The organism is Streptomyces sp. NPDC041713, from assembly GCF_055591085.1.
In genome coordinates this window covers 165364-190870 of sequence record NZ_JBVIZY010000009.1, presented here as the reverse complement: position 1 = coordinate 190870, position 25507 = coordinate 165364, and the positions used below count along the sequence as shown (strand labels likewise).

Sequence of the window (25507 nt, the reverse complement as noted above, 5' to 3'; positions counted from 1 at the left end):
GCTCAGACCTCGAGGACCTGGCGCTTGTTGTAGGTGCCGCAGCTCGGGCACGCGATGTGCTGCTGCTTGGGCTCCTGGCACCGCTCACACGAAACCAGGGTGGGGACCGCAGCCTTCCACTGCGACCGGCGGTGGCGCGTGTTGCTGCGCGACATCTTCCGCTTCGGAACAGCCACGGCTACTTCTCCTGCTTCTCGTCGACGCCCGCTTGTGCTTCGGCGCCGCTCATCTCGTCCTTCTCGCCGTCCTGGATGGTGCCAGCGAGTCCCTGCAAAGCCGCCCAACGGATGTCGACGGCGTCATGGTGGTGGTCCGGGTCGTCCGCGAGCCGTACCCCGCACTGGGAGCACAGGCCCGGACAGTCGTCCTGGCACACCGGCTGCATCGGCAGTGCGAGCACCACCGCATCACGCAGCACAGGCTCGAGGTCGAACATGCCGTCCTCGAGGTAGAGCCTGTCCTCGTCCTCCGGGGATTCCCCGGCGTCGTCGGCCGGTACCGCGGTGCGGCCCCGGTCGTCGGCGTCAGGGTACGAGAACATCTCCTGGAAGTCCGCGTCGAGCTCCAGCTCGAGCGGCTCCAGACACCTTACGCACTCCCCCTCGGCCGATGCACGGGCGGTGCCTGTGACGAGCACCCCTTCCATGACCGACTCAAGGCGGACCTCCAGCTGGACCGGGGCGCCCTGCGGCACTCCGATGACCCCTTCGATGCCGAAGGCGCTCGGCGGGCCGGGCGCCTCGATCTCGCGGGTCACCCGCTGCATAGCACCAGGACGCCGCCCCAGCTCGTGTGTGTCGAACACGAGGGGGTTTCGGTGGTCGAGGCGCGTGCTCAGGGTTTTTCCTGCTTTCGAATCCTGGGAGTTCAAGGGGGGCCACCGCACTGATGCCGCAGAACTGAGGCTTGGGTGGGCAGCCTGAGCCGCGGACGTATGCGCGACCGAAGAGCCAGGATACTTGACCTTCCGCTCTCGGCCCAATCCGGTCCGATGCGCCCCAGGACCTGCCCTAACGCCCCTGCTCGTACGCCCGCAGCTGCTCGGCGCTGATCATGGTGGTGTCGAAGAGGCTGGTCTCGTCGAGCACGGCCGGCTGCGGCTGCCCGTGGTGCTGCCCGCCCTGGTGCTGATCCTGGTGCTGGGCGTGCTGGGCGTGCTGCGGCTGCTGGTCGTAGCCCTGCTGCGGATAGCCGTACTGGTCGTGCTGCTGCGGGTAGCCGTACGGATCCTGCTGGCCGTACGGCTGCTGGTACGCGTACTGGTCCTGGTACCCGTACGGGTCGGGCTGCTGCTGCGGGGGCGCGTAGGGCTGCTGGGCCGGGACCGGCGGGGCCTGCGCGGGCTGCCGCGGTACGGGCTCCGCGGCGGGCGCGGGTCCCGCGAGGTCCGCGAGGTACTCGGCGTCGGTGGTGTGGCCCTGGGCGGTGGCGGCCTCGCCCAAAGTGCCGAGCTCGTCGGCGGGGGCCCGGCCGTGCAGGCTCTGGCGGCCCCGGCCGACGGCCTCCAGCGTCTTGGCGAGGACCGCCTCGAAGGCGCCGAGCTTGGCGTCCACGTACGCGTCGGCGTCGCGGCGCAGCGTCTCGGGGTCGTGGCTGCGCTCGGGGGCGTCCTCGTCCTCGTAACCGTTCTCGTCCAGGCCGGGGCCGGTGCCGAGCAGCTTCTCGCGGCCGCGGCCCACCGAGCCGAGGGTCTTGGTGAGGACGACCTCGAAGTTGGCGAGCTTGCTGTCCACGTAGTCGTCGGCCTCGCCGCGGAGCTCCTCGGCGGCCTGGCGGGCCTCGGCGAGGATGCGGTCGGCCTCGCCCCGGGAGTTGCGGGCGACCTCCGTGTCGGAGATCAGGGAGCCGCGCTCGGCGTGCGCGCTCTCGATGATCCGCTCCGCCTCCTGGCGGGCCTGCTCGACGAGCTGCTCGCGGCCGCCGATGAGCTCCTGGGCCTGCGCCAGGGAGCCCGGCAGCGCCTGGCGCACCTCTTCGAGCATCGAGAGCAGATCGGCGCGGTTGACCACGCACGAGGCCGACATGGGCATGGACCGGGCGCTGCCGACCGCCCGTACGATCTCGTCGATCTTCTTCTGCACGTCCACCGTGTGCTCGCCACTCTCTACAGCTTGTTGGGAGACGGACGGGACGACTGTAAGGCCGACGGGTGCCCGCCCGACACCGGGTGACGGGTCGTCAGTGGATCGGTGTGCGCGTCACTTCTTGCCCAGGCGTTCGACCAGGGCCTCGTGCACGACGGGCGGCAGCAGGTGGGCGACGTCGCCGCCCCAGGCCGCGACCTCCTTGACCAGCGAGGAGGAGAGGAAGCTGTAGGTGGGGTTGGTCGGCACGAAGAGGGTCTCGACGCCCGAGAGGCCGTTGTTCATCTGGGCCATCTGGAGTTCGTAGTCGAAGTCGCTGACCGCGCGCAGGCCCTTGACGATGGCCGGGATGTCGCGCTGCTTGCAGAAGTCGACGAGCAGGCCGTGGAAGGCCTCCACCTCGACGTTGCCGAAGTCGGCGGTGACCTCGCGGATCAGCTCGATCCGCTCGTCGATCTCGAAGAGGCCCTTCTTCGACTGGTTGATCATCACCGCGACGTGCACCACGTCGTACAGCTTGGAGGCGCGGGCGATGATGTCGAGGTGTCCATTGGTGATGGGGTCGAAAGACCCCGGACATACGGCGCGGCGCAACGTGAGTCCCTCGCTCTCCGGTCCGGTCATGGCGCGACGCTTGGGTCGTCGCACGTAGAGGCGGCGCGACCGTACCAAAACGTCCCCTCGCCGTAGCGACGGGACCTGAGGGGTTCAAAACCCTCCGGCCAGCCGAATTCTCCGCCTCTTGTACTGCGTTCAACGGTGACGAGCGCGTCGTCCGTGAGCCAGCCCTCCGAGCGGAGTGTGAGCAGGATCTCCCGAAGATCGTCATCCCCGACGGCGTACGGCGGATCGAGGAAGACCAGGTCGTACGGGGTGGTGGGGGCCCCACCGTGGACGATCTGGGCGGCTTTGCCCGCCCGGACCTCGGCGCCGGGCAGACCGACCGCCTTCACGTTCTCCCTGATGGTGCGCGCCGCCCTGGCGTCCGCCTCGACGAGCAGGGTGTGCGCGGCGCCGCGGGAGAGCGCCTCCAGGCCGACGGCTCCGGAGCCCGCGTAGAGGTCGAGGACGCGCGCCCCGTCGAGCGTGCCCTGGAGGGCCTGCCAGGTGGAGAAGAGGCCCTCGCGCGCGCGGTCGGACGTGGGGCGGGTGCCGTTGCCCGGCGGGACGGACAGGCGGCGTCCGCCGGCGGTCCCGGCGATCACGCGGGTCATCTGATTCCTTTGGCTGGACGGTGGTCCTTCCACGATATGGCGTACGGCGGCGTCAGCCCTTGTCGAGGTACTGCTCGCGCTCCGCGTCGAGCAGCGCGTCCAGGGCGGTGCGCAGGGCCGGCAGGCGCTCCAGCTCGGGGTCGTCGGCGACCACGGCGACGGCTTCCTCGCGGGCGGCGGCGATGATCTCCTCGTCCTCGATGACGGCGAGCATGCGCAGGCTGGAGCGGACGCCGGACTGGGCCTGCCCGAGGACATCGCCCTCGCGGCGCTGCTCCAGGTCGATGCGGGAGAGCTCGAAGCCGTCGAGCGTCGAGGCGACGGCGCCGAGCCGGGCGCGGGCGGGGCTCGCCTCGGGCATGTCGGTGACCAGGAGGCAGAGGCCGGGGGCCGAGCCGCGGCCGACGCGGCCGCGCAGCTGGTGCAGCTGGGAGACGCCGAAGCGGTCGGCGTCCATGATCACCATGGCGGTGGCGTTCGGCACGTTCACCCCGACCTCGATGACCGTCGTCGCGACCAGGACCTGGGTCTCGCCGGCGGCGAAGCGGCGCATCACCGCGTCCTTGTCGTCGGGCTGCATACGGCCGTGCAGGACCTCCACCTTCAGCCCCCGCAGGGGGCCGTGCGCGAGCTGTTCGGCGACGTCGAGCACGGCGAGCGGCGGCCGCTTCTCGGCGGTGGCCTCCTCCTCGGCCTTGTCCTCGGCCGACTTCTTCTTGCCGGACTTCTTGGGCTCGTCCTCCCCGTCGCCGATGCGCGGGCAGACCACGTACGCCTGGTGGCCCTTCTCCACCTCCTCGCGCACGCGCTCCCACGCGCGAGCGAGGAAGTGCGGCTTGTCCTGGGCGGGGACGACGTGGCTGGCGATGGGTGAGCGGCCCGCCGGGAGCTGGTCCAGGACCGAGGTCTCCAGGTCGCCGAAGACGGTCATCGCGACCGTGCGCGGGATGGGGGTGGCCGTCATGACCAGGAGGTGCGGCGGCTGTTTGCCCTTGCCGCGCAGGGCGTCGCGCTGCTCGACGCCGAAGCGGTGCTGTTCGTCGACGACGACCAGGCCGAGGTCGTGGAACTGCACCTTGTCCTCGATCAGGGCGTGGGTGCCGATGACGACGCCGGCCTCGCCGGTGACGAGGTCGAGCAGCGCCTGCCGGCGGGCGGCGACGCCCATGGAGCCGGTGAGCAGCGTGACCTTGGTGGCCTGCTCGGCGCCGCCCAGCATGCCGCCCTGGGCGAGCTCGCCCATCATCTCCACGATGGAACGGTGGTGCTGCTGGGCGAGGACTTCGGTGGGCGCGAGCATCGCGGCCTGCCCACCCGCGTCGACCACGGCGAGCATGGCGCGCAGGGCGACCATTGTCTTTCCCGATCCGACCTCCCCCTGCAGAAGCCGGTGCATCGGGTGTTCCGTCGCGAGGTCGTCGAAGATCTCCTTGGAGACCTTCTCCTGGCCCTCGGTGAGGGTGAACGGGAGCTTGGCGTCGAAGGCCTTGAGGAGGCCGTCGTCCTTGGGCCTGCGGGCCACGGCGGGCAGTTGCGCGTCCGCGTACCGCCGCCGGGCGAGGGCGACTTGGAGGACGAAGGCCTCGTCCCACTTCAGGCGGTCGCGGGCGGCGGCGATGTCGGCCTTCGAGTGCGGCCGGTGGATCTTGAGCAGGGCCTCGGTGAGCGGGACGAGGCCGCGGCCGTCGCGCAGGGCGGGCGGCAGCGGGTCCTCGGCCTCCTGGGCGCTGGGCAGCACCATGTCGACCGACTTGGCGATCTTCCAGGACTCCAGCTTGGCGGTGGCCGGGTAGATCGGCAGCAGGGCGCCGGCCCAGGAGCCGACGGCCTCGCCGACCTCGTCGCCCTCGGCACGCAGCAGCTCGTACGCCGGGTGGGCCAGCTGCATCTTGCGGTTGAAGACCGACACCTTGCCGGCGAACATCGCGCGGGTGCCGGGCAGCAGGTCCTTGTGCGGCTTGTGGATGCCCCGGCCGAAGAAGACGAGCTGGAGCTGGCCGCTGCCGTCGGTGATGCTGACTTCCAGGCGCTGGCCCCGGCCGCCGTTGAACTTCAGGATGCGTGCGCTCGCGACCTGGGCCACCACCGTGACGTGCTCGTCCAGCGGGAGGTCGGCGAGGCGGGTGAGCTCGCCGCGCTCCGCGTACCGCCGGGGGTAGTGGTGCAGGAGGTCGCCGACCGTGTGCAGGTCGAGGTTCTCGGCCATCACCTTCGCGGTGGCGGGGCCGACCACTTTCTTCAGGGGTTCTTCGAGCGCGGGCACGAGATCCATTGCACACCACGCCACTGACAATCCGTGCGACGTCCCCCGGATCCGCGCCCGGCACAGGTCCCTGGGCGGTCGGCCGGACTGCTCGACGCGAGTGCTACTCGACGCCGATCAGCATCAGCTGGGACTGGCGGCCGCCGCGGTAGACGACGGTGTCGACGGCCAGGTACGTCTCGCGCACGTGCTTCTCCAGGTGTTCCGCGACGGTCTCGGGCACGGAGTCGCCGAGGACCAGCGTGACCATCTCGCCGCCCGCGGACAGCATCCGGTCGAGGACGGAGGCCGCGGTACGGGCCACCTCGGAGCCGATCACGGCGACGTCGCCGTCGATCAGGCCGAGCACGTCGCCGGCCTGGCAGATGCCCGCCATGGTCCAGGACTGCCGCTCGGCGACGGCCAGTTCGCCGTACCGGGTCGCGCCGGCCGCCGAGGTCATGGCGACGACGTCCTCGTCGAAGCGCCGGTCCGGTTCGTGCACGGCGAGCGCCGCGATGCCCTGGACCGCGGAGCGGGTGGGGATCAGCGCGACCCGTACGCCCTCCGTGCGGGCCTGTTCCGCGGCGGCGGCCGCGGTGTGGCGCAGTTCGGCGTCGTTCGGCAGCAGGACGACCTCGCGGGCGTGCGCACGCCGGATCGCGTCCACGAGCTCGCCGCTGGCGGGCGGCTCCCCCACGCGCGCGTGCACGGTGGTCGCCCCGGCCTCTCCGTAGAGCTCGACGAGGCCCTCTCCGGGTACGACGGCGACGATGCCCCGCTGGGTGCGTTCCCGGGGCGGCTGCGCGGTGGTGTGGGCGTCGCCCGCCCCGAAGTGGGTGATCCGGATGCGGTGCGGGCGGCCCGCCTCCACGCCCGCCTCGACGGCCGCTCCCGCGTCGTCGACATGGACGTGGACGTTCCAGAGGCCGTCGCCGCCGACCACGACGAGCGAATCGCCGAGCCGGTCGAGGCGGGCCCGCAGCCGGGTCACGGCGGCGTCGTCGGCCTCCAGGAGGTAGATCACCTCGAAGGCGGGGCCACCGGTCTCACCGGCCGGCTCGTCACACTCGACGGCTTCCGCGCGCGGGCCCTCGATGGCGTCCGCGCGTGTGTCCATGGGCGCCTCCGCGCGCGTGTACGTGTGCGTTTCGCTCCTGCGGGTCACCGTCGCGCCGGACAGTGCGCCCACGAGCGCGCCGAGGACCGCCACGAGCCCCCGGCCGCCGGCGTCCACGACCCCGGCGCGGCCGAGCACCGCGAGCTGGCCGGGCGTCGCGTCCAGGGCCGCACAGGCCCCCTCGTACGCCGCCCTGGCCACCGCCTCGCAGTCGTCGGCACCCTCGGCGGCAGTGGTGGCCGCCTCGGCCGCGGCGGTGGCCACCGTCAGGACCGTGCCCTCCACAGGGTGGGCGACCGCCTGGTACGCGGATTCGGCGGCCCGGCGCAGCGCGCGCTCCAGGACCCGGCCGTCGGCGTGATCTGCCTCACCCTCGGCCCGGGGCCGGCCGTCCGGATCGTCCTCGGCGCCGCCGATGACCTGGGCCATCCCGCGCAGCAGCTGCGACAGGATGGTGCCGGAGTTGCCCCGGGCGCCCAGCAGCGCTCCGTGCGCCATCGCGCGCACGGTCTCGGCGAGTGAGGGAAGGGCGGGCTCGTGGCCCGTGAACGCCGCGTCGACCGCCTGTGCGGCGGACTCCACGGTCAGATAGAGGTTCGTCCCGGTGTCCCCGTCGGCGACCGGGTAGACGTTGATGGCGTCGATCTCCTCGCGGGCCCTGCCGAGGGCGTCCAGAGCCAGTCGGGACCAGGCGCGCACCGCGACCGCGTCGAGGTTCTGCGGCACCTGTTCGCCTCCTTGACCATCCGGAATGGACGCAGCGTAGACCCCGGGTGAACACGGGCTCCGGGGCGGGGGCCGGGCCGTCCGTGGTAGTTTCGTTCTATCGAAGCAGTCGTTGTATGCTGCTCCGGTTGCCCGATACACATCGGGCCATTCCTCCTGGCAACGCCACTCCGATCATTGCACTGATCCCGGCATGCCGGGATTAACCGTAAGTGCATCTGAAGTCTTTGGAGTGACCCGTGGCTGCCAACTGCGACGTCTGCGGCAAGGGGCCGGGCTTCGGCAACAACATCTCGCACTCGCACCGCCGTACGCCCCGTCGCTGGAACCCGAACATCCAGCGTGTGCGTGCCGTGGTGAGCGGGACGCCGAAGCGCCTCAACGCCTGCACCTCGTGCATCAAGGCCGGCAAGGTCTCGCGCTGACGTCAGCGCGGCCACCTAGCTGGTTGCTGAATGAGCCGGTCCTCTTCGGGGGGCCGGCTTTTTCGTCTGCCCACGCGCGGGCCGGCTTTTTCGTCTGCCCACGCGCGGGCCGGCTTTTCGTCTGCCCGCGCGCGGGCCGAGCCCCGGCCGCGTACTGCCAGAATCTGACGGATGCGCTTCGGCATCCTCGGCCCGCTCGACGTCCGCGCCCCGGACGGCACCCCGCTGGACCCCGGCGGGCCGCGCCCCCGCGCGCTCCTGACCCTGCTGCTCCTGGACGCGGGGAGCACCGTCTCCGTGCGGCGGCTGACCGACGGGCTCTACGGCGACGAGCCGCCCGCCGGCGCCGCGAACGCGCTGCAATCCCAGATCTCCCGGCTGCGGGGGCGGCTCGGGCTCGCCATCGAGGCCGGGCCGGGCGGCTACCGCATCGCCGTCTCCCCCGACGCCGTGGACCTGCACCGCTTCGAGCGCTTGGCCCGCGCGGGACGTGAGGCGCTCGCCGGCGGGGATCCCGCGCGGGCCGCCGGTCTGTTGCGGGAGGCGCTCGGGCTGTGGCGCGGGCCCGCCCTCACCGATCTGCCCGATGCCGGGCCCCTCCTCGTCCGGCTGGACGAGCTGCGCCTCGCGGCCGTGCAGGACCGCGTCGAGGCGGAGCTGGCGCTGGGCGGCGGCGACGAGCTCGTGCCCGAGCTGCGCGGGCTGCTCGCCGAGCATCCACTCAGCGAGCGGCTGCACGGTCAGCTGATGCGGGCGCTGGTCGCGGCCGGTCGGCCCGCGGAGGCGCTCACCGCGTACGAGGAGGCGCGGCACGCCCTCGCGGACGCGCTCGGCACCGAGCCCTCCCCGGAGCTCGCCGCGCTCCACCTGGCGCTGCTGAGGGGCCGCGAACCGGCACCGCAGCGGGGTGTGCCCGCACAGCTGACGCGGTTCGTCGGGCGGGACGAGGAGCTCGCGCGGATCGGCGCGCTGCTGGCCGACGAGCGTCTGGTCACCCTCACGGGTCCCGGCGGCGCGGGCAAGACGCGGCTCGCGGTCGAGGCGGCCCGGCCGCTGCCCGACGTCTGCTTCGTGGAGCTGGCGCCGCTGGACGACGGCTCCCGGGCGGCGCACGCGGTCCTCGCCGCCCTGGGCGTGCGCGACGGCTTCCACCCGCAGGGCGTCGACACGACGGAGCGGCTGCTGTCCGTGCTGCGCGATCGTGAGGTGCTGCTCGTCCTGGACAACTGCGAGCACCTCGTGGACGACGCGGCACGGGTCACCGGACTGCTGCTCGCGGCCTGCCCGGGGGTGCGGGTCCTCGCCACCAGCCGGGAAGGGCTCGGGATCACCGGGGAGGTGCTGTGGCCGGTGCCGCCGCTGGCCGCCGGGCCCGCCGCCCGGCTCTTCGCGGACCGGGCGGCCGCCGTACGGCCCGACAGGGCGCTCCCTCAGGACGAGCGCACCCGGCGGCTGACCGAGGAGGTCTGCGCGGCGCTCGACGGGCTGCCGCTCGCCATCGAGCTGGCCGCCGCCCGGCTGCGCACCCTCACCCTGGACGAGCTCGCCGCCCGCCTCGGCGACCGTTTCCGGCTGCTCTCGCGCGGGGACCGCACCAAGGCGCCCCGGCACCGCACGCTGCACGCGGTCGTGGAGTGGAGCTGGGAGCTGCTCGACGACGCGGAGCGGGAGCTGGCCCGGCGGTTGACGGTGTTCTCCGGAGGGGCCACCTGCGACGCCGTGGAGGCGGTCTGCGGGGTGCCGCACCCGGAGGACCTGCTCGCCTCCCTCGTGGAGAAGTCGTTCCTCGACGTGGTCGAGGGGCGCTACGCCATGTTGCGGACGATCCGCGCGTACTGCGCCCGGCAGCTGGCCGACGCGGGCGAGGAGGACTGGCTGCGGGACGCGCACGCCGCGTACTTCCTGCGCCTGGCCGAGCGGGCCGAGCCGCGGCTGCGCGGCGGCGGACAACTGCCCTGGCTGGCCCGGCTCGACGCCGAGCAGCCGAACCTGGACGCCGCGCTGCGCCGGCTGACCCGCGCGGCACCGCACGACGGGCTGCGCCTGATGGCCGCGCTCTCCTGGTTCTGGCGGCTGCGCGGGCGGTACGGGGAGCGGACCGCGCTCGCCGTCGACCTGCTGGCGGCGGTGGGCCCGAAGCCGCCGGACGGCCTCGTCGAGGAGTATCTGCTCTGCCTGATCAACACCGTCGCGGGGGACGGCGCCGACCCGGCCGAACCGGGCCGCGTCGCCCGCGCGGACGGCCTGCTCGACACGCTGGTGCGGCCGTTGCGGCTGCCCGTCCTCGTGGTGCTGTGGTCGATCGCGGGCGGTCCCGCGCGGGCCATGCGGGACGAGGTGCGGGCCCAGGTCGACGCGGACCCCTGGGGGGTGGCCCTCCTGGACCTCGGGCTGGGGTTCCAGGAGCTGGTCGCCGGCCGCGCGGACGCGTCCGAGGCCGCCTTCGCCCGGGCGCTCGCGGGTTTCCGGGTGACGGGTGACCGCTGGGGCATGGCCAACTGCCTGGATCCGCTGGGCATGTTCGCCGACTGGCGGGGCGATCGGGTGCGGGCTCTGGAGCTGCTCGACGAAGGTCTCGTACACGTACGGGAGTTGGCGGCGCCCGAGGAGACGGCGGACCTGCTGCACCGGCGTGCCACGGTGCTGCTGCACGGGGGCGACCTGGAGGAGGCGGCGGCCCACTACACGCGCTCCGCCGCACTCGCCCGTTCCGTCGGCATCCCCGACAAGGTGGCGACCGCGCGGCGCGGGCTGGGTGACGTGGCCCGGCTCTGCGGCGATTCGGCACGCGCGCGCGTGCACTACGACGCGGCTATGGAGGCGTGCGCCGCAAACTGGTTCAGCCGCGCGGAGCGGGTGCGGATCCTGATCGGCCTCGGCCGCGCCGCGCTCGCCGAGTCCCGCGTACGGGAGGCCGCCGACTGGTTCGAGCAGGCCCGCGGGTCGGCCTGCGACACCGGCGTACGGGCCTCGGGCGCCGGAGGCCGCGTCTCGGACAGCGGTGAACTGGCGGAGGTGGCCGAGGCGTTGGCGTCGCTCGCCGTGACCGTGAACCCGGAGGAGGCCGCCCGGCTCCTGGGCGCCGCCCACGGACTGCGCGGCCTCCTGATCGCCGGTGACCCCGATGTCGTACCCGTGGAGGAGGCGGCCCGCGCACGGCTCTCCACCGCGGCGTACGCGAACGCCTTCGAGCGGGGGCGGAGCCTGCGGGCGGCGGCGGTCAGCGAACGGTAGGCGGACGGTAAGGGGCCGGCCCGAGGCTCCTGCCATGACACACCGCATGACACAGCAGCCCGCGCCCACCCCCATCGCCCCCGCCGACCGCCGCCTCGCCCACCTGACCGTCCTGATCTCCGGCGCCGGTGTCGCGGGACCCGCGCTCGCCCTGTGGCTGGTCCGGTACGGGGCCCGCGTCACCGTCGTCGAGAAGGCGCCCGCCCTGCGCGAGGGCGGCTTCGCCGTCGACTTCCGGGGCGCGACGCACCGCGCCGTGCTGCGCCGCACCGGAATCTGGGACGAGGTGCACCGGCGTCAGACGCACATGGGCCGCCAGACCGTGGTCGCGGCCGACGACCGGGAGCGGGTGGACCTGCCCGCGTTCTTCATGAGCGGCGACGTGGAGATCCTGCGCGGCGACCTCTCCCACATCCTGTACGAGCGCACCCGCGCGGACGTGGAGTACGTCTTCGGGGACTCCGTCGCCTCGCTGACCGAGGACTCCGGGGGCGTCGACGTGACCTTCGAGCGCGGCGCGCCCCGCCGCTTCGACCTCGTCGTCGGCGCCGACGGGCTGCACTCCCGCACCCGCCGTCTGGTCTTCGGCGACGAGGCGCGGTACCTGCGCCACCTCGGCCACTACGTGGCGGGCTTCGGCGTGCCCAACCACCTCGGCCTCCACCGCACCGCCCGCATCTACACCGAGCCCGGCCGCACCATGATGATCAGCAACTACGGCGGCGACCCCACCAGGGCGGGCGTCGCCCTCGTCTTCAGCTCCGACCGCGCCGACCACCACCGGCACGGCACCGCACGCCAGAAGGAGATCCTCGCGGAGCGCTTCGCGGGCATGGCCTGGAAGCACGCCGCCACGGCCCTGGACGGCCTGCGGAGCGCCGAGGACCTGTACTTCGACGCCATCGCGCAGATCCACGTCGACCGGCTCTCACAGGGCCGTGTGGCGCTCCTCGGCGACGCCGGGTACGGCGCCACGATGGGCGGCATCGGCACCGGCACCGCCCTGGTGTCCGCGTACGTCCTGGCCGGCGAGCTCGCGGCCGCGGGCGGCGATCACCGGGCCGCGTTCGCCGCGTACGAGGCGGAGATCGGCGCCTACGCCAGGAACTGCCAGAAGTCCTCGGACCGCGTCGGGCCCTTCCTGGCCCCGCCGACCGAGCGGCGGATCCGCAGCCGTGACCGGGCGTACCGGCTGCTCGGCTCCCGCCCGCTGGCCGGCCTCTTCAAGAAGCTGACGGAACGGCCGGCGGGCGCCCTCACGCTCAAGGACTACGGCTGAGCGAACCGCCAGCCGTGGTCCACGGGCCCGATCCCGGTGCCGAGCGCGAACCCGGCGGCGATCGCCCCGGTGACGTACTCCTTGGCGGCCGCCACGGCCTCCGGGACGTCCTGCCCCTTGGCCAGCTGCGCGGCGACGGCGCTGGCGAGGGTGCAGCCCGTGCCGTGCGTGTGGCGGTTGTCGTGGCGCGGCGCGCGCAGCACGTGCTCCTCGGAGCCGTCGGTGAGCAGGTCCACGGCGTCGCCGCGGAGATGGCCGCCCTTGATGAGCACCCACCGCGGCCCGTACGCGAGGACGGCGTCCGCCGCGCGGCGCAGACCGTCCTCCGACTCGACCTCGATGCCCGTGAGTTGGGCCACCTCGTCGAGGTTGGGCGTGGCGAGGGTGGCGACCGGCAGCAGCCGGGTGCGCAGGGAGTCCAGGGCGGAGGCCGCGAGCAGCGAGTCGCCGTGCTTGGAGACGCCGACGGGGTCGACGACCGCCGGCGCGTCCGTGCCCGCGAGCAAGTCGGCGACGGTCTCGACCAGTTCGGCCGAGGCGAGCATGCCGGTCTTCACGGCCTGGACGCCGATGTCGTCGACGACGCTGCGGTACTGCGCCCGCACCGCCTCCTTTGGGAGCTCCCAGAAGCCCTGGACGCCCCGGGAGTTCTGCGCGGTGACGGCGGTGACGACGCTCATGCCGTGCGTCCCGAGGGCGAGCATCGTCTTCAGGTCGGCCTGGATGCCGGCGCCGCCGCCGGAGTCGGACCCGGCGACGGTCAGGACCCGCGGCGGCGCGCTCACTCCGCGTCTCCGTTGTCCCCGAAGTGGTCCCAGCCCTTGCTGGTCCAGGGGGCGCCGTCCACGGTCACCTGGGGCAGCGCCGAGGGGTTGAGGACCTCGCCGATGACCTTCCAGCGGGCGGGCAGCTTCACGTCCGGCGGGAACGTCGCGACGATCGCGTGGTCCTCGCCGCCGTTGAGCACCCACTGCAGCGGGTCGACGCCGACGGCCTGCCCGATGTCGTTCATCTGCGAGGGCACGTCGACATCTCCCGAGCGGATGTCGATGCGCACCTTGCTGGACTCGGCGATGTGCCCGAGGTCGGCGATCAGGCCGTCGCTGACGTCCGTCATGGAGGTCGCGCCGAGGCCCGCCGCCGCGGGGCCCGCGTGGTACGGCGGCTCGGGCCTGCGGTGGGCCTCCACGAAGGCGCGCGGCGAGCGGAAGCCGCGGGAGAGCACCGCGTGGCCGGCGGCGGACCAGCCGAGCCAGCCGGTCACGGCGACGACGTCGCCGGGCTGGGCGCCCGCGCGGGTGACCGGTTCGTGGTTGCGCAGATCGCCGAGGGCGGTGATGGCGACGGTGATGGTGTCGCCCCGTACGACGTCACCGCCGACCACGGCGGCGCCCGCGACCTGGCACTCGTCCCTGAGGCCGTCCATCAGCTCGGTGGGCCAGCTCGCGGGGAGCTCGGCGGGGACGACCAGGCCGAGCAGCAGCGCGGTCGGCACGGCGCCCATGGCCGCGATGTCGGCGAGGTTCTGCGCGGCGGCCTTGCGGCCCACGTCGTACGCGGTGGACCAGTCGCGGCGGAAGTGCCGCCCCTCCAGGAGGATGTCGGTGCTCGCCACGACCCTGCGGTCCGGAGCGGACACGACCGCGGCGTCATCGCCCGGGCCGAGCCGTACGGCCGGAGTGGAGGTGAGCCGCGAGGTGAGCTCTCTGATGAGCCCGAACTCCCCCAACTCGCCCACGGATCCCTTCACCGAGTCTCACCATGCCCTTTCGCGCTGCGCGGCCCCCGGTCGCGAGCCGTGTCTGTCGTCGGTACGGTCGACGTGACCGTCCGTTTCTCTTCCGTCGTCCACCACGATGTGCGCGCCACAGGTCCCCCGGGTCTCCCCGCGGCGAGCGGCGACGCGGTACCGTGGCGTCCCTTCTCCCCACATGATCCTCGTGGCCGCCCTGGAGGTTCCGTGGTACAGGCGTACATCCTGATCCAAACAGAGGTCGGCAAGGCGTCGACCGTCGCCGAGCTGATCGGCGAGATCGCTGGAGTGATCCAGGCCGAGGACGTGACCGGACCCTACGATGTCATCGTGCGCGCCCAGGCGGACACGGTGGACGAACTCGGCCGCATGGTGGTCGCCAAGGTCCAGCAAGTGGACGGCATCACCCGAACCCTGACCTGCCCGGTCGTGCACTTGTAGCCCCCGTCTACCCTGGCCCGGTGAACATCCCCCGTCTCCGGCGCCGCCTCCTCCTGGGAACGTCCGCTCTCGCGCTGTTGATCACGACAGCCTGCTCCTCTACGGACGACGGCGCGTCGGTGGCGGTTCCTTCCCCGGACGCGAAGGCGGCCGGACTCTGCCGGGACCTGCACGCACGGCTTCCGGACACGGTCGACGGTCTCGAGCGCACCGATCCGGCGCCGAAGTCGGACCTGACCGCCGGCTGGGGAGACCCGGCGATCATACTGCGCTGCGGTGTGCCGCGGCCCCCGGAGATGATCGATCCCGACTACGCCGCGAAGAACGGCGTGAAGGTGAACGGCGTCGCCTGGCTCCTGCAGAAGCGCGACGACGGCTCCTACACCTTCACCACCGGGGCGCGGCTCGCCTACGTGGAGGTGACGCTGCCCGAGGAGCGGGCCGGGGACGGCCTCGGCCCGCTCACGGACTTCGCCGCCCCCGTCAAGAAGACGATCCCCACCGGGATCGCCTGAGCCCGTCGGGCCGGCGCTAGCGCAGCCCCGTGGAGCGGTTCAGGGCCGACTGGATGAGCCGGTCCACCAGCTCCGCGTAGCCGACGCCGCTCTTCTCCCACATCTGCGGGTACATCGAGATGGGCGTGAAGCCCGGCATCGTGTTGATCTCGTTGATCACGAACCGGCCGTCCTCGGTGAGGAAGAAGTCCGCGCGCACCAGGCCCTCGCAGGACGCCGCCTCGAACGCCTCGACCGCGAGCCGCTGGATCTCGGCGGTCTCCTCGGGCGTCAGCGGCGCCGGCACGATGCCGGGCGTCGAGTCGATGTACTTCGCCTCGAAGTCGTAGTAGTCGTGCGTCTGGACCGGCGGGATCTCGGCCGGGACGCTGGCCCGCGGGCCGTCCTCGAACTCCAGGACGCCGCACTCGATCTCGCGGCCGCGCAGCAGCGCCTCGATCAGGATCTTCGGGTCGTGGCGCTGGGCCTCGGCGATCGCCTCGTCGAGGCCGTCGAAGGACTCGACCTTGGTGATGCCGATCGAGGAGCCTGCGCGCGCGGGCTTGATGAACAGCGGCCAGCCGTGCTCACCGGCGAAGTCGGCGATGCGCTGCCGGGCACCCGCCTCGTCCTGGCGCCACTCGCGGGGGCGGATCACCAGGTACGGGCCGACGTTCAGCCCGAAGGAGGCGAACACCCGCTTCATGTAGTCCTTGTCCTGGCCGACGGCCGAGGCGAGGACGCCGGAGCCCACATAGGGCACTCCGGAGAGTTCGAGCAGCCCCTGGAGGGTGCCGTCCTCTCCGTAGGGGCCGTGCAGCATCGGGAAGACGACGTCGACCTCGCCGAGCGCCTTCGGCACGGAGCCCGGCTCGCTGTAGACGACCTCGCGGTTGCCGGGGTCGACCGGCAGGACGACGCCGCCCTCCACGGAGTCGGCGAGTTCGGTGACGTTCGGCATCCTGCGGTCGGCGATGGCCATCCGCTCGGGCTCGTCGGCCGTCAGCGCCCAACGGCCGTCCGTGGTGATGCCGATCGGCAGGACGTCGTACTTGGTGCGGTCGATGGCGCCGAGGATGGCGCCGGCCGTGACGACGGAGATGCCGTGCTCCGAGCTGCGGCCGCCGAACACGACGGCCACGCGCGGCTTGCGGAGCGGCTGCCCAGAGCTCGGCTCGGGGCGCGGCTCAGGGCTCTGGGGGAGGTTCTCGCTGCTCATATCGCGTTGAGGGTACCCGCTGGCCCGTGCGGAGTCAGGCCTGCCGTCAGCGGCGTTCGGGCTTGGCGCTGCGCGACATGAGGTCCTTGAGGGCGACGACGGGGGGCGTGCCCTCGTGCACGATGCCGACGACCGTCTCCGTGATCGGCATGTCGACGCCGTGCCTGCGGGCCAGATCCAGCACGGACTGGCAGGACTTGACGCCCTCGGCGGTCTGCTTGGTGACCGCGATGGTCTCCTGCAGGGTCATGCCCTTGCCGAGGTTGGTGCCGAAGGTGTGGTTGCGCGACAGCGGCGAGGAACAGGTCGCCACCAGGTCGCCCAGGCCCGCGAGTCCGGAGAACGTCAGCGGGTCGGCGCCCATCGCGAGGCCGAGCCGGGTGGTCTCGGCGAGGCCGCGCGTGATGAGCGAGCCCTTGGCGTTGTCGCCGAGGCCCATGCCGTCCGCGATGCCGACGGCGAGGCCGATGACGTTCTTGACCGCGCCGCCGAGCTCGCAGCCCACCACGTCGGTGTTGGTGTACGGGCGGAAGTACGGCGTGTGGCAGGCCGTCTGGAGGCGCTGGGCGATGGCCTCGTCCCGGCAGGCCACCACGGCGGCGGCGGGCTGCCGTGCGGCGATCTCGCGGGCGAGGTTGGGTCCGGTGACGACGGCGATCCGGTCGGCGGCGACCTTGGTGACGTCCTCGACGACCTCGCTCATCCGCATCGCGGAGCCCAGTTCGACGCCCTTCATGAGGGAGACGAGCACGGTCCGCGGGGCCAGCAGCGGCGCCCACTCGGCGAGGTTGCCGCGCAGCGTCTGCGAGGGCACCGCGAGGACCGTGAAGTCGGCGTCCGCGGCGGCCTCGGCGGGGTCGGTGGTCGCCCGCAGGTTCTCGGGGAGCGCGACGCCGGGGAGGTAGTCCGGGTTGGTCCGCGTGGAGTTGACGGCGTCGACGAGTCCGGCGCGGCGGCCCCACAGGGTGACGTCGCAGCCCGCGTCGGCGAGCACCATGCCGAAGGCCGTACCCCAGGAGCCCGTTCCGAAGACGGCGGCCTTCACGCGGCCCGCCGAGTTCACGGGGTTCGTCACTTGCTGTCCTCCGGGGTGCTCTCTGTCTTGCTCTCTGTGCTGCCCTCTGGGGCGCTCTGCGCGGCGCCGCGGCCGGCTGCCTTGCGCCGTTGTTCCAGCCGGGCCCTGCGCGGGTCGTACGGCGTCTCGGGGGCCTTCTCGCCCCGGATCTCCTCCAGGAGTTCGGTGATCGCGGCCATGATGGCCTCGGTCACCTCGCGCAGCACCTCGTTCGTCGGCTCCTTGCCGTAGAAGCGCGACAGGTCGACGGGCGGTCCGGCCTTCACCTGAAGGGTCTTGCGCGGGAAGAAGGCGGGCTTCTTGCTGTACGGCGCGAGCGCGAGGTTGGCGCCCCACTGGGCGACGGGGATCACCGGGCACCGGGTCTTCAGGGCGACCCGCGCGGCCCCGGACTTGGCCGTCATCGGCCACAGGTCTGGGTCCCGGGTGAGGGTGCCCTCGGGGTAGAAGGCGACGCACTCGCCGTCCTCGATGGCGGCGACCGCGGCGCGGAAGGCGTCCAGCGCGTTCGTCGTCTCGCGGTAGACCGGGATCTGGCCCGTGCCCTTCATGACCTTGGCGACGAAACCGCCCTTGAAAAGGCCGTCCTTTGCCAGGAAACGCGGCACTCGTCCGGTGTTGTACTGGAAGTGCGCGTACGAGAACGGGTCGATATGGGAGTTGTGATTCACCGCGGTGATGAATCCGCCTTCGGCAGGAATGTGCTCCATTCCCCGCCAGTCCCGCTTGAACAGAACCACCAGCGGCGGTTTAGCAATCACCGCCGCAAGGCGGTACCAGAAGCCGATTCGGCGGCGGGACACGCGGACACCTTCTTCCATGAGCCTGTTCGGCCGCACAAGTGTCGCCCCAGGCTGCCAGTCTGTCGAGAACACCGTACGCCCACCCGACTTCCGCCACCGCTCCTGTGTGCGGACCCCGTCCGCCGCCCCCTCCCCGCTCCCCCGCGCCCCGGCCCCTCAGCAGGTCACAATGGGCGCGACGCGAAGGACGGAGCGCCCGTGCAGTGGACCCTGGTCATCCCCCTGAAACCGTTGGCGCGCGCCAAGAGCAGGCTCGCCGCCGCCTCCGGTGAGGGCCTGCGCCCCGGCCTGGCCCTGGCGTTCGCGCAGGACACCGTGGCCGCGGCGCTCGCGTGCCCGGCGGTGCGGGATGTGGCGGTCGTCACGGACGACGCCCTCGCGCGCCGCGAGCTGGTGGCGTTGGGCGCCCGCGTCGTCCCGGACACCCCCGGAGGCGGTCTCAACGCCGCTCTGGCGCACGGGGCGGGCCTGGTGCGCGCCGAACGCCCCGAGGCGCCCGTCGCGGCCCTGAACGCCGATCTGCCGGCCCTGCGCGCGCCGGAATTGGCCCGCGCCCTCGACGGGGCCGCCGCATTTCCCCGCGCATTCATGCCGGATGCCGCGGGAATCGGCACGACGCTGCTGTGCGCGCGTGCCGGAACGGAATTGCGTCCCGCGTTCGGTACGGCCTCACGGGCCCGGCACGCGGCGTCCGGAGCGGTGGAACTCCCACTCGCCGGAGTCGATTCCGTGCGGCAGGACGTGGACACCGGCGACGACCTGCGGGCCGCCCTCGCGCTCGGCGTGGGTCCGCGCACCGCGGCGGCCGCGGCCCGGCTGCTCATCGCCGACTGAGTACGCTGCTCCCCATGCAGGCCACCGCGTACACGTACGACTCCGAGACCCGCAGCGGCAGCGTGCTGCTCGACGACGGCACCCCCGTGCCCTTCGGGGCGCCCGCGTTCGACGCGGGCGGGCTGCGGCTGCTGCGCCCTGGCCAGCGCGTGCGCATCGAGGTCGACGGCGAGGGCGAGGCGCGCCGCATCACCCTGGTGACCCTGCAGACGTTCTAGGACCGGCGGAACCGGCCCGGAACGGCCCGGACACACGCCCCGGAACGGCCCGGACACACGACGCGGGCCGGGCTCCCCCGTGGGAGTCCGGCCCGGCGCGTGAGTGCCCTCGTGCCCTTACTTCTTGCGGGCCGTGGCCTTCTTGGCGGTCGTCTTGCGCGCCGTCGACTTCTTGGCGGGCGCCTTCTTGGCGGTGGCCTTCTTGGCCGGCGCGGTCTTCTTGGCGGTGGTCTTCTTCGCCGTGGGCGTGGCCTTCTTGGCGGTGGTCTTCTTCGCCGTCGCCTTCGTCGCCGTCGCCGTGGTCTTCGCCGCCGACTTCTTGGCGGTGCTCTTCTTGGCGGCCGCCTTCTTCGCGGTGGGCGTGGCCTTCTTGGCGGTGGTCTTCTTCGCCGTGGCCTTCTTGGCCGTCGCCGTGGTCTTCGCGGCCGACTTCTTGGCGGTGGCCTTCTTGGCCGCGGCCTTCTTGACGGTCGCCGAAGCGCCGCCGGTCAGGCTGCCCTTGGGCGCCTTCTTGACCGCGACGTCGTTCTTCGGGAGCTTCTTCGAGCCGCTCACCAGGTCCTTGAAGCCCTGACCCGCGCGGAACCGCGGAACCGAGGTCTTCTTGACCCGCACGCGCTCCCCGGTCTGCGGGTTGCGGGCGTAACGGGCCGGGCGGTCGACCTTCTCGAACGAGCCGAAGCCGGTGACCGAAACGCGGTCACCGCTGACGACGGCACGGACGACGGCGTCCAGGACCGCGTCCACGGCGTCGGCGGCCTGCTGGCGGCCCCCCACCTTGTCGGCAATCGCTTCTACGAGCTGCGCCTTGTTCACGTCTTCCCCTTCGGAGACATTGCCGGGAGCGAAATACTCCGGCTTTTTCGCACGTTAGGCAGATATATACCGCAAATCAAACACGAAACGGGCTAATCACCCTTGTGCCGCAACGAAGTGGGCCATCTCGGAGTTCCTCGAAGGCCCGTTGAGGCTGCGGATCAGGTGTCTTGGGGGAATCGGCCCTCGTCCGCTTCGTCGAGAGTCGCCATCAATCGCTCCAGACGCCTTGCCGCATCGGCGAGATCGTGTTTGGCCGCGGCCGTAATGACCAGCAGCTTCCGGGTCAGCGCCATCCGTACGCCCTCCGGGACTTGCAGTGCGCGCACCCTTGCGTGCGCTTCCTTCAGTTGGTCCGCGACGAGCCCGTAGAGCTCGAGTTGGCTGTCACGTCCCATGCACCGATTGTGCCATCTGGGGCGAGTTGTCGCCTCCGCAGGGGGTAACTGCCGCCGTCCGCAGCCGTTCCGAGGGTACCCCGTCTCGCCGAGTACAAGGGGATTTCCGGCCTCTTCTTCCGTGTCCGACAAGGGAGTTGAGACCACCCGTTCAGGTCAGCGGGGCCGGCCGGGGGCCACACACAGATGTACCCCCAACCGTCCACGATTGGGGGTACATCAGGGTGTTGCCGGGGTGTTCCGCGCTGTCAGACCTGCACGGTCCGCGGCTTGTACGCGGGGCGCTCGGCCTCGTACGCGGCGATGGCCGGCTCGTTCTGCAGGGTGATGCTGATGTCGTCCAGGCCGTTCAGGAGCCGCCAGCGGGCGTTCTCGTCGAGCTCGAAGTCGGCGGTGACGCCCTCCGCGCGGACTTGGCGATCCCGCAGGTCAACCGTGATCTCGGCCTGCGGATCGCGCTCCGTCAGCTCGCACAGCGCGTCCACGACCGACTGGTCGAGCACCACGGTCAGCAGGCCGTTCTTCAGCGAGTTGCCGCGGAAGATGTCGGCGAAGCGGGAGGAGATGACCGCCTTGAAGCCGAAGTTCTGCAGCGCCCACACGGCGTGCTCGCGGGACGAGCCGGTGCCGAAGTCGGGGCCCGCCACCAGGACCGTGGAGCCCTGGCGCTCGGGACGGTTGAGGACGAACTCCGGGTCCTTGCGCCAGGCCTCGAAGAGCCCGTCCTCGAAGCCGTCCCTGGTGACCTTCTTCAGCCAGTGGGCGGGGATGATCTGGTCGGTGTCGACGTTGCTGCGGCGCAGCGGAACGGCCCGGCCGGTGTGCGTGGTGAAAGCTTCCATGGGTCTCAGACTCCGGCGGTGACGGGGGCGTCGGACAGGTCGGCGGGCGAGGACAGGTGGCCGGTGACCGCGGTGGCGGCGGCGACCTGCGGGGAGACGAGGTGGGTGCGCCCGCCCTTGCCTTGCCTGCCCTCGAAGTTGCGGTTCGACGTGGAGGCCGAGCGCTCGCCGGGCGCGAGTTGGTCGGGGTTCATGCCCAGACACATCGAGCAGCCGGCGTGCCGCCATTCGGCCCCCGCGGCGATGAAGACCTTGTCCAGGCCCTCCTCCACGGCCTGCAGGGCGACCCGGACCGAGCCGGGGACGACCAGCATCCGTACGCCGTCGGCGACTTTGCGGCCCTCGACGATGGAGGCCGCGGCCCGCAGGTCCTCGATGCGGCCGTTGGTGCAGGAACCTACGAAGACGGTGTCGACCTTGATGTCCCGCAGCGGCTGCCCGGCGGTCAACCCCATGTATTCCAGGGCCTTTTCGGCGGCGAAGCGCTCCGAAGCGTCTTCGTACGAAGCCGGATCGGGGACGTTCGCCGAAAGCGGCGCTCCCTGGCCGGGGTTGGTGCCCCAGGTGACGAACGGGGCCAGCGAGGCGGCGTCGATGTAGACCTCGGCGTCGAAGACCGCGTCGTCATCGGTCTTCAGGGTCTCCCAGTACGCCACCGCGGCGTCCCAGTCCTCGCCCTGCGGGGCGTGGGCGCGGCCCTTGATGTAGTCGAAGGTGGTCGCGTCCGGGGCGATCATCCCGGCGCGGGCGCCCGCCTCGATGGACATGTTGCAGATCGTCATGCGGGCCTCCATCGAGAGCTTCTCGATGGCCGATCCGCGGTACTCCAGGACGTAGCCCTGGCCGCCGCCGGTGCCGATCTGCGTGATGATCGCGAGGATCAGGTCCTTGGCCGTGACGTCGTCGGGCAGTTCGCCGTCGACGGTGATGGCCATGGTCTTCGGCGGCGCCATCGGCAGCGTCTGGGTGGCCAGGACGTGCTCGACCTGGGAGGTGCCGATGCCGAACGCCAGCGCGCCGAAGGCGCCGTGGGTGGAGGTGTGCGAGTCGCCGCAGACCACCGTGGTGCCGGGCTGGGTCAGTCCCAGCTGCGGTCCCACCACGTGGACGACGCCCTGCTCGACGTCGCCCAGCGGGTGCAGGCGCACGCCGAACTCGGCGCAGTTCTTGCGCAGCGTCTCCAGCTGGACGCGCGAGACCGGGTCGGCGATGGGCTTGTCGATGTCGAGGGTCGGGGTGTTGTGATCCTCGGTCGCGATGGTGAGGTCGACCCGCCGCACCTGGCGGCCGGCCTGGCGGAGGCCGTCGAAGGCCTGCGGGCTGGTCACCTCGTGCAGCAGGTGCAGATCGATGAAGAGCAGGTCGGGCTCGCCCTCGGCGCGCCGGACGACGTGGTCGTCCCAGACCTTCTCCGCCAGTGTCCTACCCATCGCTTTCCCTCCGACCGGCCGGTTCGCCGGCTCAACTAGAGAATGTGGTGGCCGACGCGCGTACCCCTCGTACCGCACGTGGACCGGCGATCCGTTGGTCCGCGGATCGCCCCTACAGAGTGGCGGGTATCGCAGAAATTTGAACTTGCGTTTCACAGAGTGAGACGCGAGTATCGACGCATGGACAACTCTAGCGGCGTCGGCGTCCTCGACAAGGCAGCCCTTGTCTTGGGCGCTCTGGAGTCCGGTCCGGCCACCCTCGCGGGCTTGGTCGCGGCCACCGGGCTCGCACGACCCACGGCACACCGACTGGCCGTGGCACTGGAACACCACCGGATGGTGGCGCGGGACATGCAGGGCCGTTTCATCCTCGGCCCGCGCCTCGCGGAGCTCGCCGCTGCGGCGGGCGAGGACCGCCTGCTGGCCACGGCGGGCCCCGTCCTCACGCACCTGCGCGACGTCACGGGCGAGAGCGCGCAGCTCTACCGCCGCCAGGGCGACATGCGCATCTGCGTGGCCGCGGCGGAGCGCCTCTCGGGCCTCAGGGACACCGTCCCGGTCGGCTCGACGCTCACCATGAAGGCGGGCTCGTCGGCGCAGATCCTGATGGCCTGGGAGGAGCCGGAGCGGCTGCACCGCGGCCTCCAGGGCGCCCGCTTCACCGCGACGGCGCTCTCGGGAGTACGGCGCCGGGGCTGGGCCCAGTCGATCGGCGAGCGCGAGCCGGGCGTCGCGTCCGTCTCCGCGCCCGTGCGGGGCCCCTCCAACCGCGTGGTCGCCGCCGTCTCGGTCTCCGGACCGATCGAGCGCCTGACCCGCCACCCCGGCCGCATGCACGCCCAGGCGGTCATCGACGCCGCCGGACGCCTCTCCGAAGCCCTGCGCCGCACCGGCGGCTGATCCCCGGCGCCCGGAGCGCCGGCCCGCAGACAGCACAGCGCCGGAAGGAACCGCCTCAACGCCGCGGCGGCCCCTTCCGGCGCTTTTCTCATGTCTCAGGCCGCTTGTGTCTCAGGCCGCCTTCAGGCGGTCCGCCGCCCGGTCCCCGCGGCGCCCGACCGGTACGACGCCGGCGGCCTCGCCGAGGCCGAACCGCGGCATGTTCACGTACACCGCCTCATGGGCACCGGCCGGCACGACGAACGTCTCGTGCCAGAAGCCGACCTTGCCCCTGCCCTCCTTCAGACGGCGGTTGAAGGCCGCCCACGCGGGTCGGTGGGCCTTGTCCGGGGCCGTCGAGTAGGCCAGCAGCTTCTCCTGCGACTCCCAGTACTGGACCACGTACACCAGGCGCGCCCCGCCGAACAGGAGCCGGTAGCCCAGCATTCCGCTCTCCCGGTCCCGCGACAGCTCCTTGAGCATCCGGGGCATCGCGCGGAAGACGGGCCACCAGCTGCGAACGGCACGGAAGGAGTTGATGCGCATCCCGATGTGGAAGACGACCACGCCGCCCTCCGCCGCGTCGGTCATGCGCCCTTCGATCGGCTTGCTGCTCATGGCGGTTCCCCCTTGGTGGAGCCTTGGCCGAACATTGGATAGTTCTGCTATCCATGATTGGATAGTGCCACTCTCCAAAGAGGAGCGCAAGAGGAGGCACACACCGATGAGACTGGCGGAACTGAGCCGGCGCAGCGGGGTCCCCACGGCCACGATCAAGTACTACCTGCGCGAGGGACTGGTCCCGCCGGGCCACCGCGTGACGGCGACGCAGGCCGAGTACGACGACACCCATCTGCGGCGGCTCCGGCTGGTGCGGGCGCTGGTCCAGGTGGGCCGGGTGCCGATCGCGTCGGCGCGCGAGGTGCTCACCGCACTGGAGGACGACTCGCTCGACCACAACTCCCGCCTGGGGACGGCGGTATGGGCCCTGCCGCACGGCCCGGAGTCCACCGAGCCCGACGCGTCCGATGACGAGGCGCGCCGGACGGTGGACGCGTTGCTGGAGCAGCTCGACTGGCACAGCGCACGGGAGTACGGGGCCGAATCGCCGGCGTACCGGATGCTGGTGACCGCGGTGAGCACCCTGACGCGGCTCGGATACCCGTGCGGCGCGGCGGACTTGGCGCCGTACGCGCGCGCGGGCGCTCAACTGGCCGTCGCCGACCTGGACTTGATCGAGCGGTACGAGTCGCCGGACGAGCAGCTGGAGGCGGCGGTCGCGCTCACCGTGCTGTACGAGCCGGTCCTGTTGAGCCTGCGCCGGATGTCCCAGGCCGAGGAGTCCGGCCGGCGTTACGGGCAGCGGGCATCCGGGGAATGACGAGAGGGCCCTCCCTGACGGGAAGGCCCTCTGCCGTTCTTGTACCCCCGACCGGATTCGAACCGGCGCTACCGCCTTGAGAGGGCGGCGTGCTAGGCCGCTACACAACGGGGGCAAGGATCTTGCGTGTTCACTTGATCCAGCTGGGCTACCAGGACTCGAACCTAAACTAACGGAACCAGAAACCGTCGTGCTGCCAATTACACCATAGCCCAATGTGGTCTAGACCAGGTCCAGTACCAACCGTACCCCCGACCGGATTCGAACCGGCGCTACCGCCTTGAGAGGGCGGCGTGCTAGGCCGCTACACAACGGGGGCCCTAGCGATCCTGCATCAGGGACAGTGGGTGCGACCCGATCTGTCCCCGCGGGAAGGATCTGTACCCCCGACCGGATTCGAACCGGCGCTACCGCCTTGAGAGGGCGGCGTGCTAGGCCGCTACACAACGGGGGCATTGCGGATGCTGTGTCCTTGAACGAACACCCGCGAGTGCAGATGAGCTCTGCGAGCTGGCCTACCAGGACTCGAACCTAGACTAACGGAACCAGAAACCGTCGTGCTGCCAATTACACCATAGGCCATCAAAGCGCAACCCCCAG

Annotated in this window: 26 protein-coding genes and 5 tRNA genes; 9 read left to right on the top strand and 22 right to left on the bottom strand. The window is 71.9% G+C overall.

The annotated features are described in order from the left end of the window. Positions 1-2: 2 nt before the first annotated feature. From rpmF to ACZ6CV_RS26355, 7 genes are all read right to left on the bottom strand, one after another. Positions 3-176 (bottom strand): 50S ribosomal protein L32, encoded by a 174-nt coding sequence (rpmF, locus tag ACZ6CV_RS26385; RefSeq protein WP_026165248.1) that lies wholly within the window; start codon positions 174-176, stop codon positions 3-5. 2 nt (positions 177-178) lie between these two features. Next, positions 179-838 (bottom strand): YceD family protein, encoded by a 660-nt coding sequence (locus ACZ6CV_RS26380; RefSeq protein ID WP_355812008.1) that lies wholly within the window; start codon positions 836-838, stop codon positions 179-181. Positions 839-1010: 172 nt separating this feature from the next. Next, on the bottom strand, positions 1011-2087 hold the full coding sequence (locus ACZ6CV_RS26375; RefSeq protein ID WP_469253150.1) for a cell division initiation protein: 1077 nt from the start codon (positions 2085-2087) through the stop codon (positions 1011-1013). 111 nt (positions 2088-2198) lie between these two features. Next, on the bottom strand, positions 2199-2678 hold the full coding sequence (gene coaD / locus ACZ6CV_RS26370; RefSeq protein ID WP_362374256.1) for a pantetheine-phosphate adenylyltransferase: 480 nt from the start codon (positions 2676-2678) through the stop codon (positions 2199-2201). 26 nt (positions 2679-2704) lie between these two features. Further along, the gene (rsmD, locus tag ACZ6CV_RS26365) at positions 2705-3298 is read right to left on the bottom strand and encodes a 16S rRNA (guanine(966)-N(2))-methyltransferase RsmD (RefSeq protein WP_469253149.1); all 594 of its coding nucleotides are present in this window, start codon (positions 3296-3298) and stop codon (positions 2705-2707) included. Between the two features lie 52 nt (positions 3299-3350). Further along, positions 3351-5570 (bottom strand): ATP-dependent DNA helicase RecG, encoded by a 2220-nt coding sequence (gene recG, locus ACZ6CV_RS26360; RefSeq protein ID WP_469253148.1) that lies wholly within the window; start codon positions 5568-5570, stop codon positions 3351-3353. Between the two features lie 94 nt (positions 5571-5664). Continuing rightward, positions 5665-7386 (bottom strand): DAK2 domain-containing protein, encoded by a 1722-nt coding sequence (locus tag ACZ6CV_RS26355; protein ID WP_469253147.1) that lies wholly within the window; start codon positions 7384-7386, stop codon positions 5665-5667. Positions 7387-7625: 239 nt separating this feature from the next. On the opposite strand from ACZ6CV_RS26355, the gene rpmB reads away from it, so the two are divergent. The 3 genes from rpmB (at position 7626) to ACZ6CV_RS26340 (ending at position 12324) form a co-directional block, all read left to right on the top strand. Beyond that, complete coding sequence (gene rpmB / locus ACZ6CV_RS26350; RefSeq protein ID WP_016642993.1) at positions 7626-7811, top strand: 50S ribosomal protein L28; 186 nt, start codon at positions 7626-7628, stop codon at positions 7809-7811. A gap of 171 nt (positions 7812-7982) precedes the next feature. Continuing rightward, positions 7983-11045: an ATP-binding protein gene (locus ACZ6CV_RS26345; protein ID WP_469253146.1), complete on the top strand. Its 3063-nt coding sequence runs from the start codon at positions 7983-7985 to the stop codon at positions 11043-11045. A gap of 34 nt (positions 11046-11079) precedes the next feature. Further along, the gene (locus ACZ6CV_RS26340) at positions 11080-12324 is read left to right on the top strand and encodes an FAD-dependent monooxygenase (RefSeq protein WP_469253145.1); all 1245 of its coding nucleotides are present in this window, start codon (positions 11080-11082) and stop codon (positions 12322-12324) included. Here ACZ6CV_RS26340 and thiD read toward each other — a convergent pair. Then, positions 12315-13109, bottom strand: coding sequence for a bifunctional hydroxymethylpyrimidine kinase/phosphomethylpyrimidine kinase (thiD, locus tag ACZ6CV_RS26335; RefSeq protein WP_469253144.1), 795 nt, complete (start codon positions 13107-13109; stop codon positions 12315-12317). The two genes, ACZ6CV_RS26340 and thiD, sit on opposite strands and share 10 nt — an antisense overlap. Continuing rightward, positions 13106-14074 carry a thiamine-phosphate kinase gene (locus tag ACZ6CV_RS26330; protein WP_355811650.1) on the bottom strand — a complete coding sequence of 323 codons (969 nt, stop codon included), beginning with the start codon at positions 14072-14074 and terminating at the stop codon, positions 13106-13108. The genes thiD and ACZ6CV_RS26330 overlap by 4 nt, the downstream gene beginning before the upstream one ends. Positions 14075-14284: 210 nt before the next feature. Here ACZ6CV_RS26330 and ACZ6CV_RS26325 point away from each other — a divergent pair, with 210 nt between their 5' ends. After that, positions 14285-14518, top strand: a complete 234-nt coding sequence (locus ACZ6CV_RS26325; RefSeq protein ID WP_355811647.1) for an Lrp/AsnC ligand binding domain-containing protein — start codon at positions 14285-14287, stop codon at positions 14516-14518. Between the two features lie 20 nt (positions 14519-14538). Next, positions 14539-15033 (top strand): DUF3515 domain-containing protein, encoded by a 495-nt coding sequence (locus tag ACZ6CV_RS26320; RefSeq protein ID WP_469253143.1) that lies wholly within the window; start codon positions 14539-14541, stop codon positions 15031-15033. A gap of 16 nt (positions 15034-15049) precedes the next feature. Here the strand turns inward: ACZ6CV_RS26320 and ACZ6CV_RS26315 are convergent, their stop codons facing one another. Genes ACZ6CV_RS26315 through ACZ6CV_RS26305 form a run of 3 tightly spaced genes read right to left on the bottom strand, consistent with a single transcriptional unit; the run spans position 15050 to position 18109 of the window. After that, positions 15050-16231: a D-alanine--D-alanine ligase family protein gene (locus ACZ6CV_RS26315; RefSeq protein ID WP_362374007.1), complete on the bottom strand. Its 1182-nt coding sequence runs from the start codon at positions 16229-16231 to the stop codon at positions 15050-15052. Positions 16232-16277: 46 nt separating this feature from the next. Next, a complete protein-coding gene (locus ACZ6CV_RS26310; RefSeq protein ID WP_469253142.1) occupies positions 16278-17306 on the bottom strand; it encodes an NAD(P)H-dependent glycerol-3-phosphate dehydrogenase in 1029 nt (342 codons plus the stop codon). After that, positions 17303-18109 carry a lysophospholipid acyltransferase family protein gene (locus ACZ6CV_RS26305; RefSeq protein ID WP_469253141.1) on the bottom strand — a complete coding sequence of 269 codons (807 nt, stop codon included), beginning with the start codon at positions 18107-18109 and terminating at the stop codon, positions 17303-17305. Before ACZ6CV_RS26305 ends, ACZ6CV_RS26310 begins: the two co-directional genes overlap by 4 nt. 198 nt (positions 18110-18307) lie before the next feature. Here ACZ6CV_RS26305 and cofC point away from each other — a divergent pair, with 198 nt between their 5' ends. Together cofC and ACZ6CV_RS26295 are read left to right on the top strand one after the other, a co-directional pair. Next, positions 18308-18943, top strand: a complete 636-nt coding sequence (cofC, locus tag ACZ6CV_RS26300) for a 2-phospho-L-lactate guanylyltransferase (protein ID WP_469253140.1) — start codon at positions 18308-18310, stop codon at positions 18941-18943. Between the two features lie 14 nt (positions 18944-18957). Then, positions 18958-19161: a hypothetical protein gene (locus ACZ6CV_RS26295; protein WP_358709463.1), complete on the top strand. Its 204-nt coding sequence runs from the start codon at positions 18958-18960 to the stop codon at positions 19159-19161. A gap of 117 nt (positions 19162-19278) precedes the next feature. Here the strand turns inward: ACZ6CV_RS26295 and ACZ6CV_RS26290 are convergent, their stop codons facing one another. The 4 genes from ACZ6CV_RS26290 to leuC all read right to left on the bottom strand — a co-directional run bounded on the left by ACZ6CV_RS26290 (position 19279) and on the right by leuC (position 22647). Next, positions 19279-19977, bottom strand: a complete 699-nt coding sequence (locus ACZ6CV_RS26290; protein ID WP_469253139.1) for an HU family DNA-binding protein — start codon at positions 19975-19977, stop codon at positions 19279-19281. A 161-nt stretch (positions 19978-20138) separates the two neighbouring features. After that, the gene (locus tag ACZ6CV_RS26285; RefSeq protein WP_355811626.1) at positions 20139-20375 is read right to left on the bottom strand and encodes an SCO5555 family protein; all 237 of its coding nucleotides are present in this window, start codon (positions 20373-20375) and stop codon (positions 20139-20141) included. A 248-nt stretch (positions 20376-20623) separates the two neighbouring features. Beyond that, positions 20624-21217 carry a 3-isopropylmalate dehydratase small subunit gene (gene leuD / locus ACZ6CV_RS26280; RefSeq protein WP_469253138.1) on the bottom strand — a complete coding sequence of 198 codons (594 nt, stop codon included), beginning with the start codon at positions 21215-21217 and terminating at the stop codon, positions 20624-20626. 5 nt (positions 21218-21222) lie between these two features. After that, positions 21223-22647, bottom strand: coding sequence for a 3-isopropylmalate dehydratase large subunit (gene leuC, locus ACZ6CV_RS26275; RefSeq protein WP_469253137.1), 1425 nt, complete (start codon positions 22645-22647; stop codon positions 21223-21225). A gap of 180 nt (positions 22648-22827) precedes the next feature. Here leuC and ndgR point away from each other — a divergent pair, with 180 nt between their 5' ends. Then, positions 22828-23547: an IclR family transcriptional regulator NdgR gene (gene ndgR, locus ACZ6CV_RS26270; protein WP_016642976.1), complete on the top strand. Its 720-nt coding sequence runs from the start codon at positions 22828-22830 to the stop codon at positions 23545-23547. Between the two features lie 111 nt (positions 23548-23658). On the opposite strand, the gene ACZ6CV_RS26265 is transcribed toward ndgR, so the two are convergent. Beyond that, positions 23659-24144: a DUF4188 domain-containing protein gene (locus ACZ6CV_RS26265; protein WP_362373993.1), complete on the bottom strand. Its 486-nt coding sequence runs from the start codon at positions 24142-24144 to the stop codon at positions 23659-23661. Positions 24145-24250: 106 nt separating this feature from the next. On the opposite strand from ACZ6CV_RS26265, the gene ACZ6CV_RS26260 reads away from it, so the two are divergent. Further along, entirely contained in the window at positions 24251-24907 is a 657-nt protein-coding gene (locus tag ACZ6CV_RS26260; RefSeq protein WP_469253136.1) for a MerR family transcriptional regulator, read from the top strand. Positions 24908-24949: 42 nt separating this feature from the next. Here the strand turns inward: ACZ6CV_RS26260 and ACZ6CV_RS26255 are convergent. From ACZ6CV_RS26255 to ACZ6CV_RS26235, 5 genes are all read right to left on the bottom strand, one after another. After that, positions 24950-25022, bottom strand: a tRNA-Glu gene (locus tag ACZ6CV_RS26255). Between the two features lie 28 nt (positions 25023-25050). Continuing rightward, a tRNA-Gln gene (locus ACZ6CV_RS26250) sits at positions 25051-25122 on the bottom strand. A 31-nt stretch (positions 25123-25153) separates the two neighbouring features. Next, positions 25154-25226: transfer RNA gene (locus tag ACZ6CV_RS26245), tRNA-Glu, on the bottom strand. A gap of 62 nt (positions 25227-25288) precedes the next feature. Continuing rightward, a tRNA-Glu gene (locus ACZ6CV_RS26240) sits at positions 25289-25361 on the bottom strand. 56 nt (positions 25362-25417) lie between these two features. Further along, a tRNA-Gln gene (locus tag ACZ6CV_RS26235) sits at positions 25418-25489 on the bottom strand. Positions 25490-25507: the final 18 nt, after the last annotated feature.

What these genes read in the sequence shown, in the direction of transcription:
- rsmD (WP_469253149.1), bottom strand. Translation starts at nt 3,298, where the DNA reads ATGACCCGCGTGATCGCCGGGACCGCCGGCGGACGCCGCCTGTCCGTC.
- recG (WP_469253148.1), bottom strand. Translation starts at nt 5,570, where the DNA reads ATGGATCTCGTGCCCGCGCTCGAAGAACCCCTGAAGAAAGTGGTCGGC.
- ACZ6CV_RS26345 (WP_469253146.1), top strand. Translation starts at nt 7,983, where the DNA reads ATGCGCTTCGGCATCCTCGGCCCGCTCGACGTCCGCGCCCCGGACGGC.
- ACZ6CV_RS26340 (WP_469253145.1), top strand. Translation starts at nt 11,080, where the DNA reads ATGACACACCGCATGACACAGCAGCCCGCGCCCACCCCCATCGCCCCC.
- ACZ6CV_RS26315 (WP_362374007.1), bottom strand. Translation starts at nt 16,231, where the DNA reads ATGAGCAGCGAGAACCTCCCCCAGAGCCCTGAGCCGCGCCCCGAGCCG.
- ACZ6CV_RS26295 (WP_358709463.1), top strand. Translation starts at nt 18,958, where the DNA reads ATGCAGGCCACCGCGTACACGTACGACTCCGAGACCCGCAGCGGCAGC.
- ACZ6CV_RS26285 (WP_355811626.1), bottom strand. Translation starts at nt 20,375, where the DNA reads ATGGGACGTGACAGCCAACTCGAGCTCTACGGGCTCGTCGCGGACCAA.
- leuD (WP_469253138.1), bottom strand. Translation starts at nt 21,217, where the DNA reads ATGGAAGCTTTCACCACGCACACCGGCCGGGCCGTTCCGCTGCGCCGC.
- leuC (WP_469253137.1), bottom strand. Translation starts at nt 22,647, where the DNA reads ATGGGTAGGACACTGGCGGAGAAGGTCTGGGACGACCACGTCGTCCGG.
- ndgR (WP_016642976.1), top strand. Translation starts at nt 22,828, where the DNA reads ATGGACAACTCTAGCGGCGTCGGCGTCCTCGACAAGGCAGCCCTTGTC.
- ACZ6CV_RS26265 (WP_362373993.1), bottom strand. Translation starts at nt 24,144, where the DNA reads ATGAGCAGCAAGCCGATCGAAGGGCGCATGACCGACGCGGCGGAGGGC.
- ACZ6CV_RS26260 (WP_469253136.1), top strand. Translation starts at nt 24,251, where the DNA reads ATGAGACTGGCGGAACTGAGCCGGCGCAGCGGGGTCCCCACGGCCACG.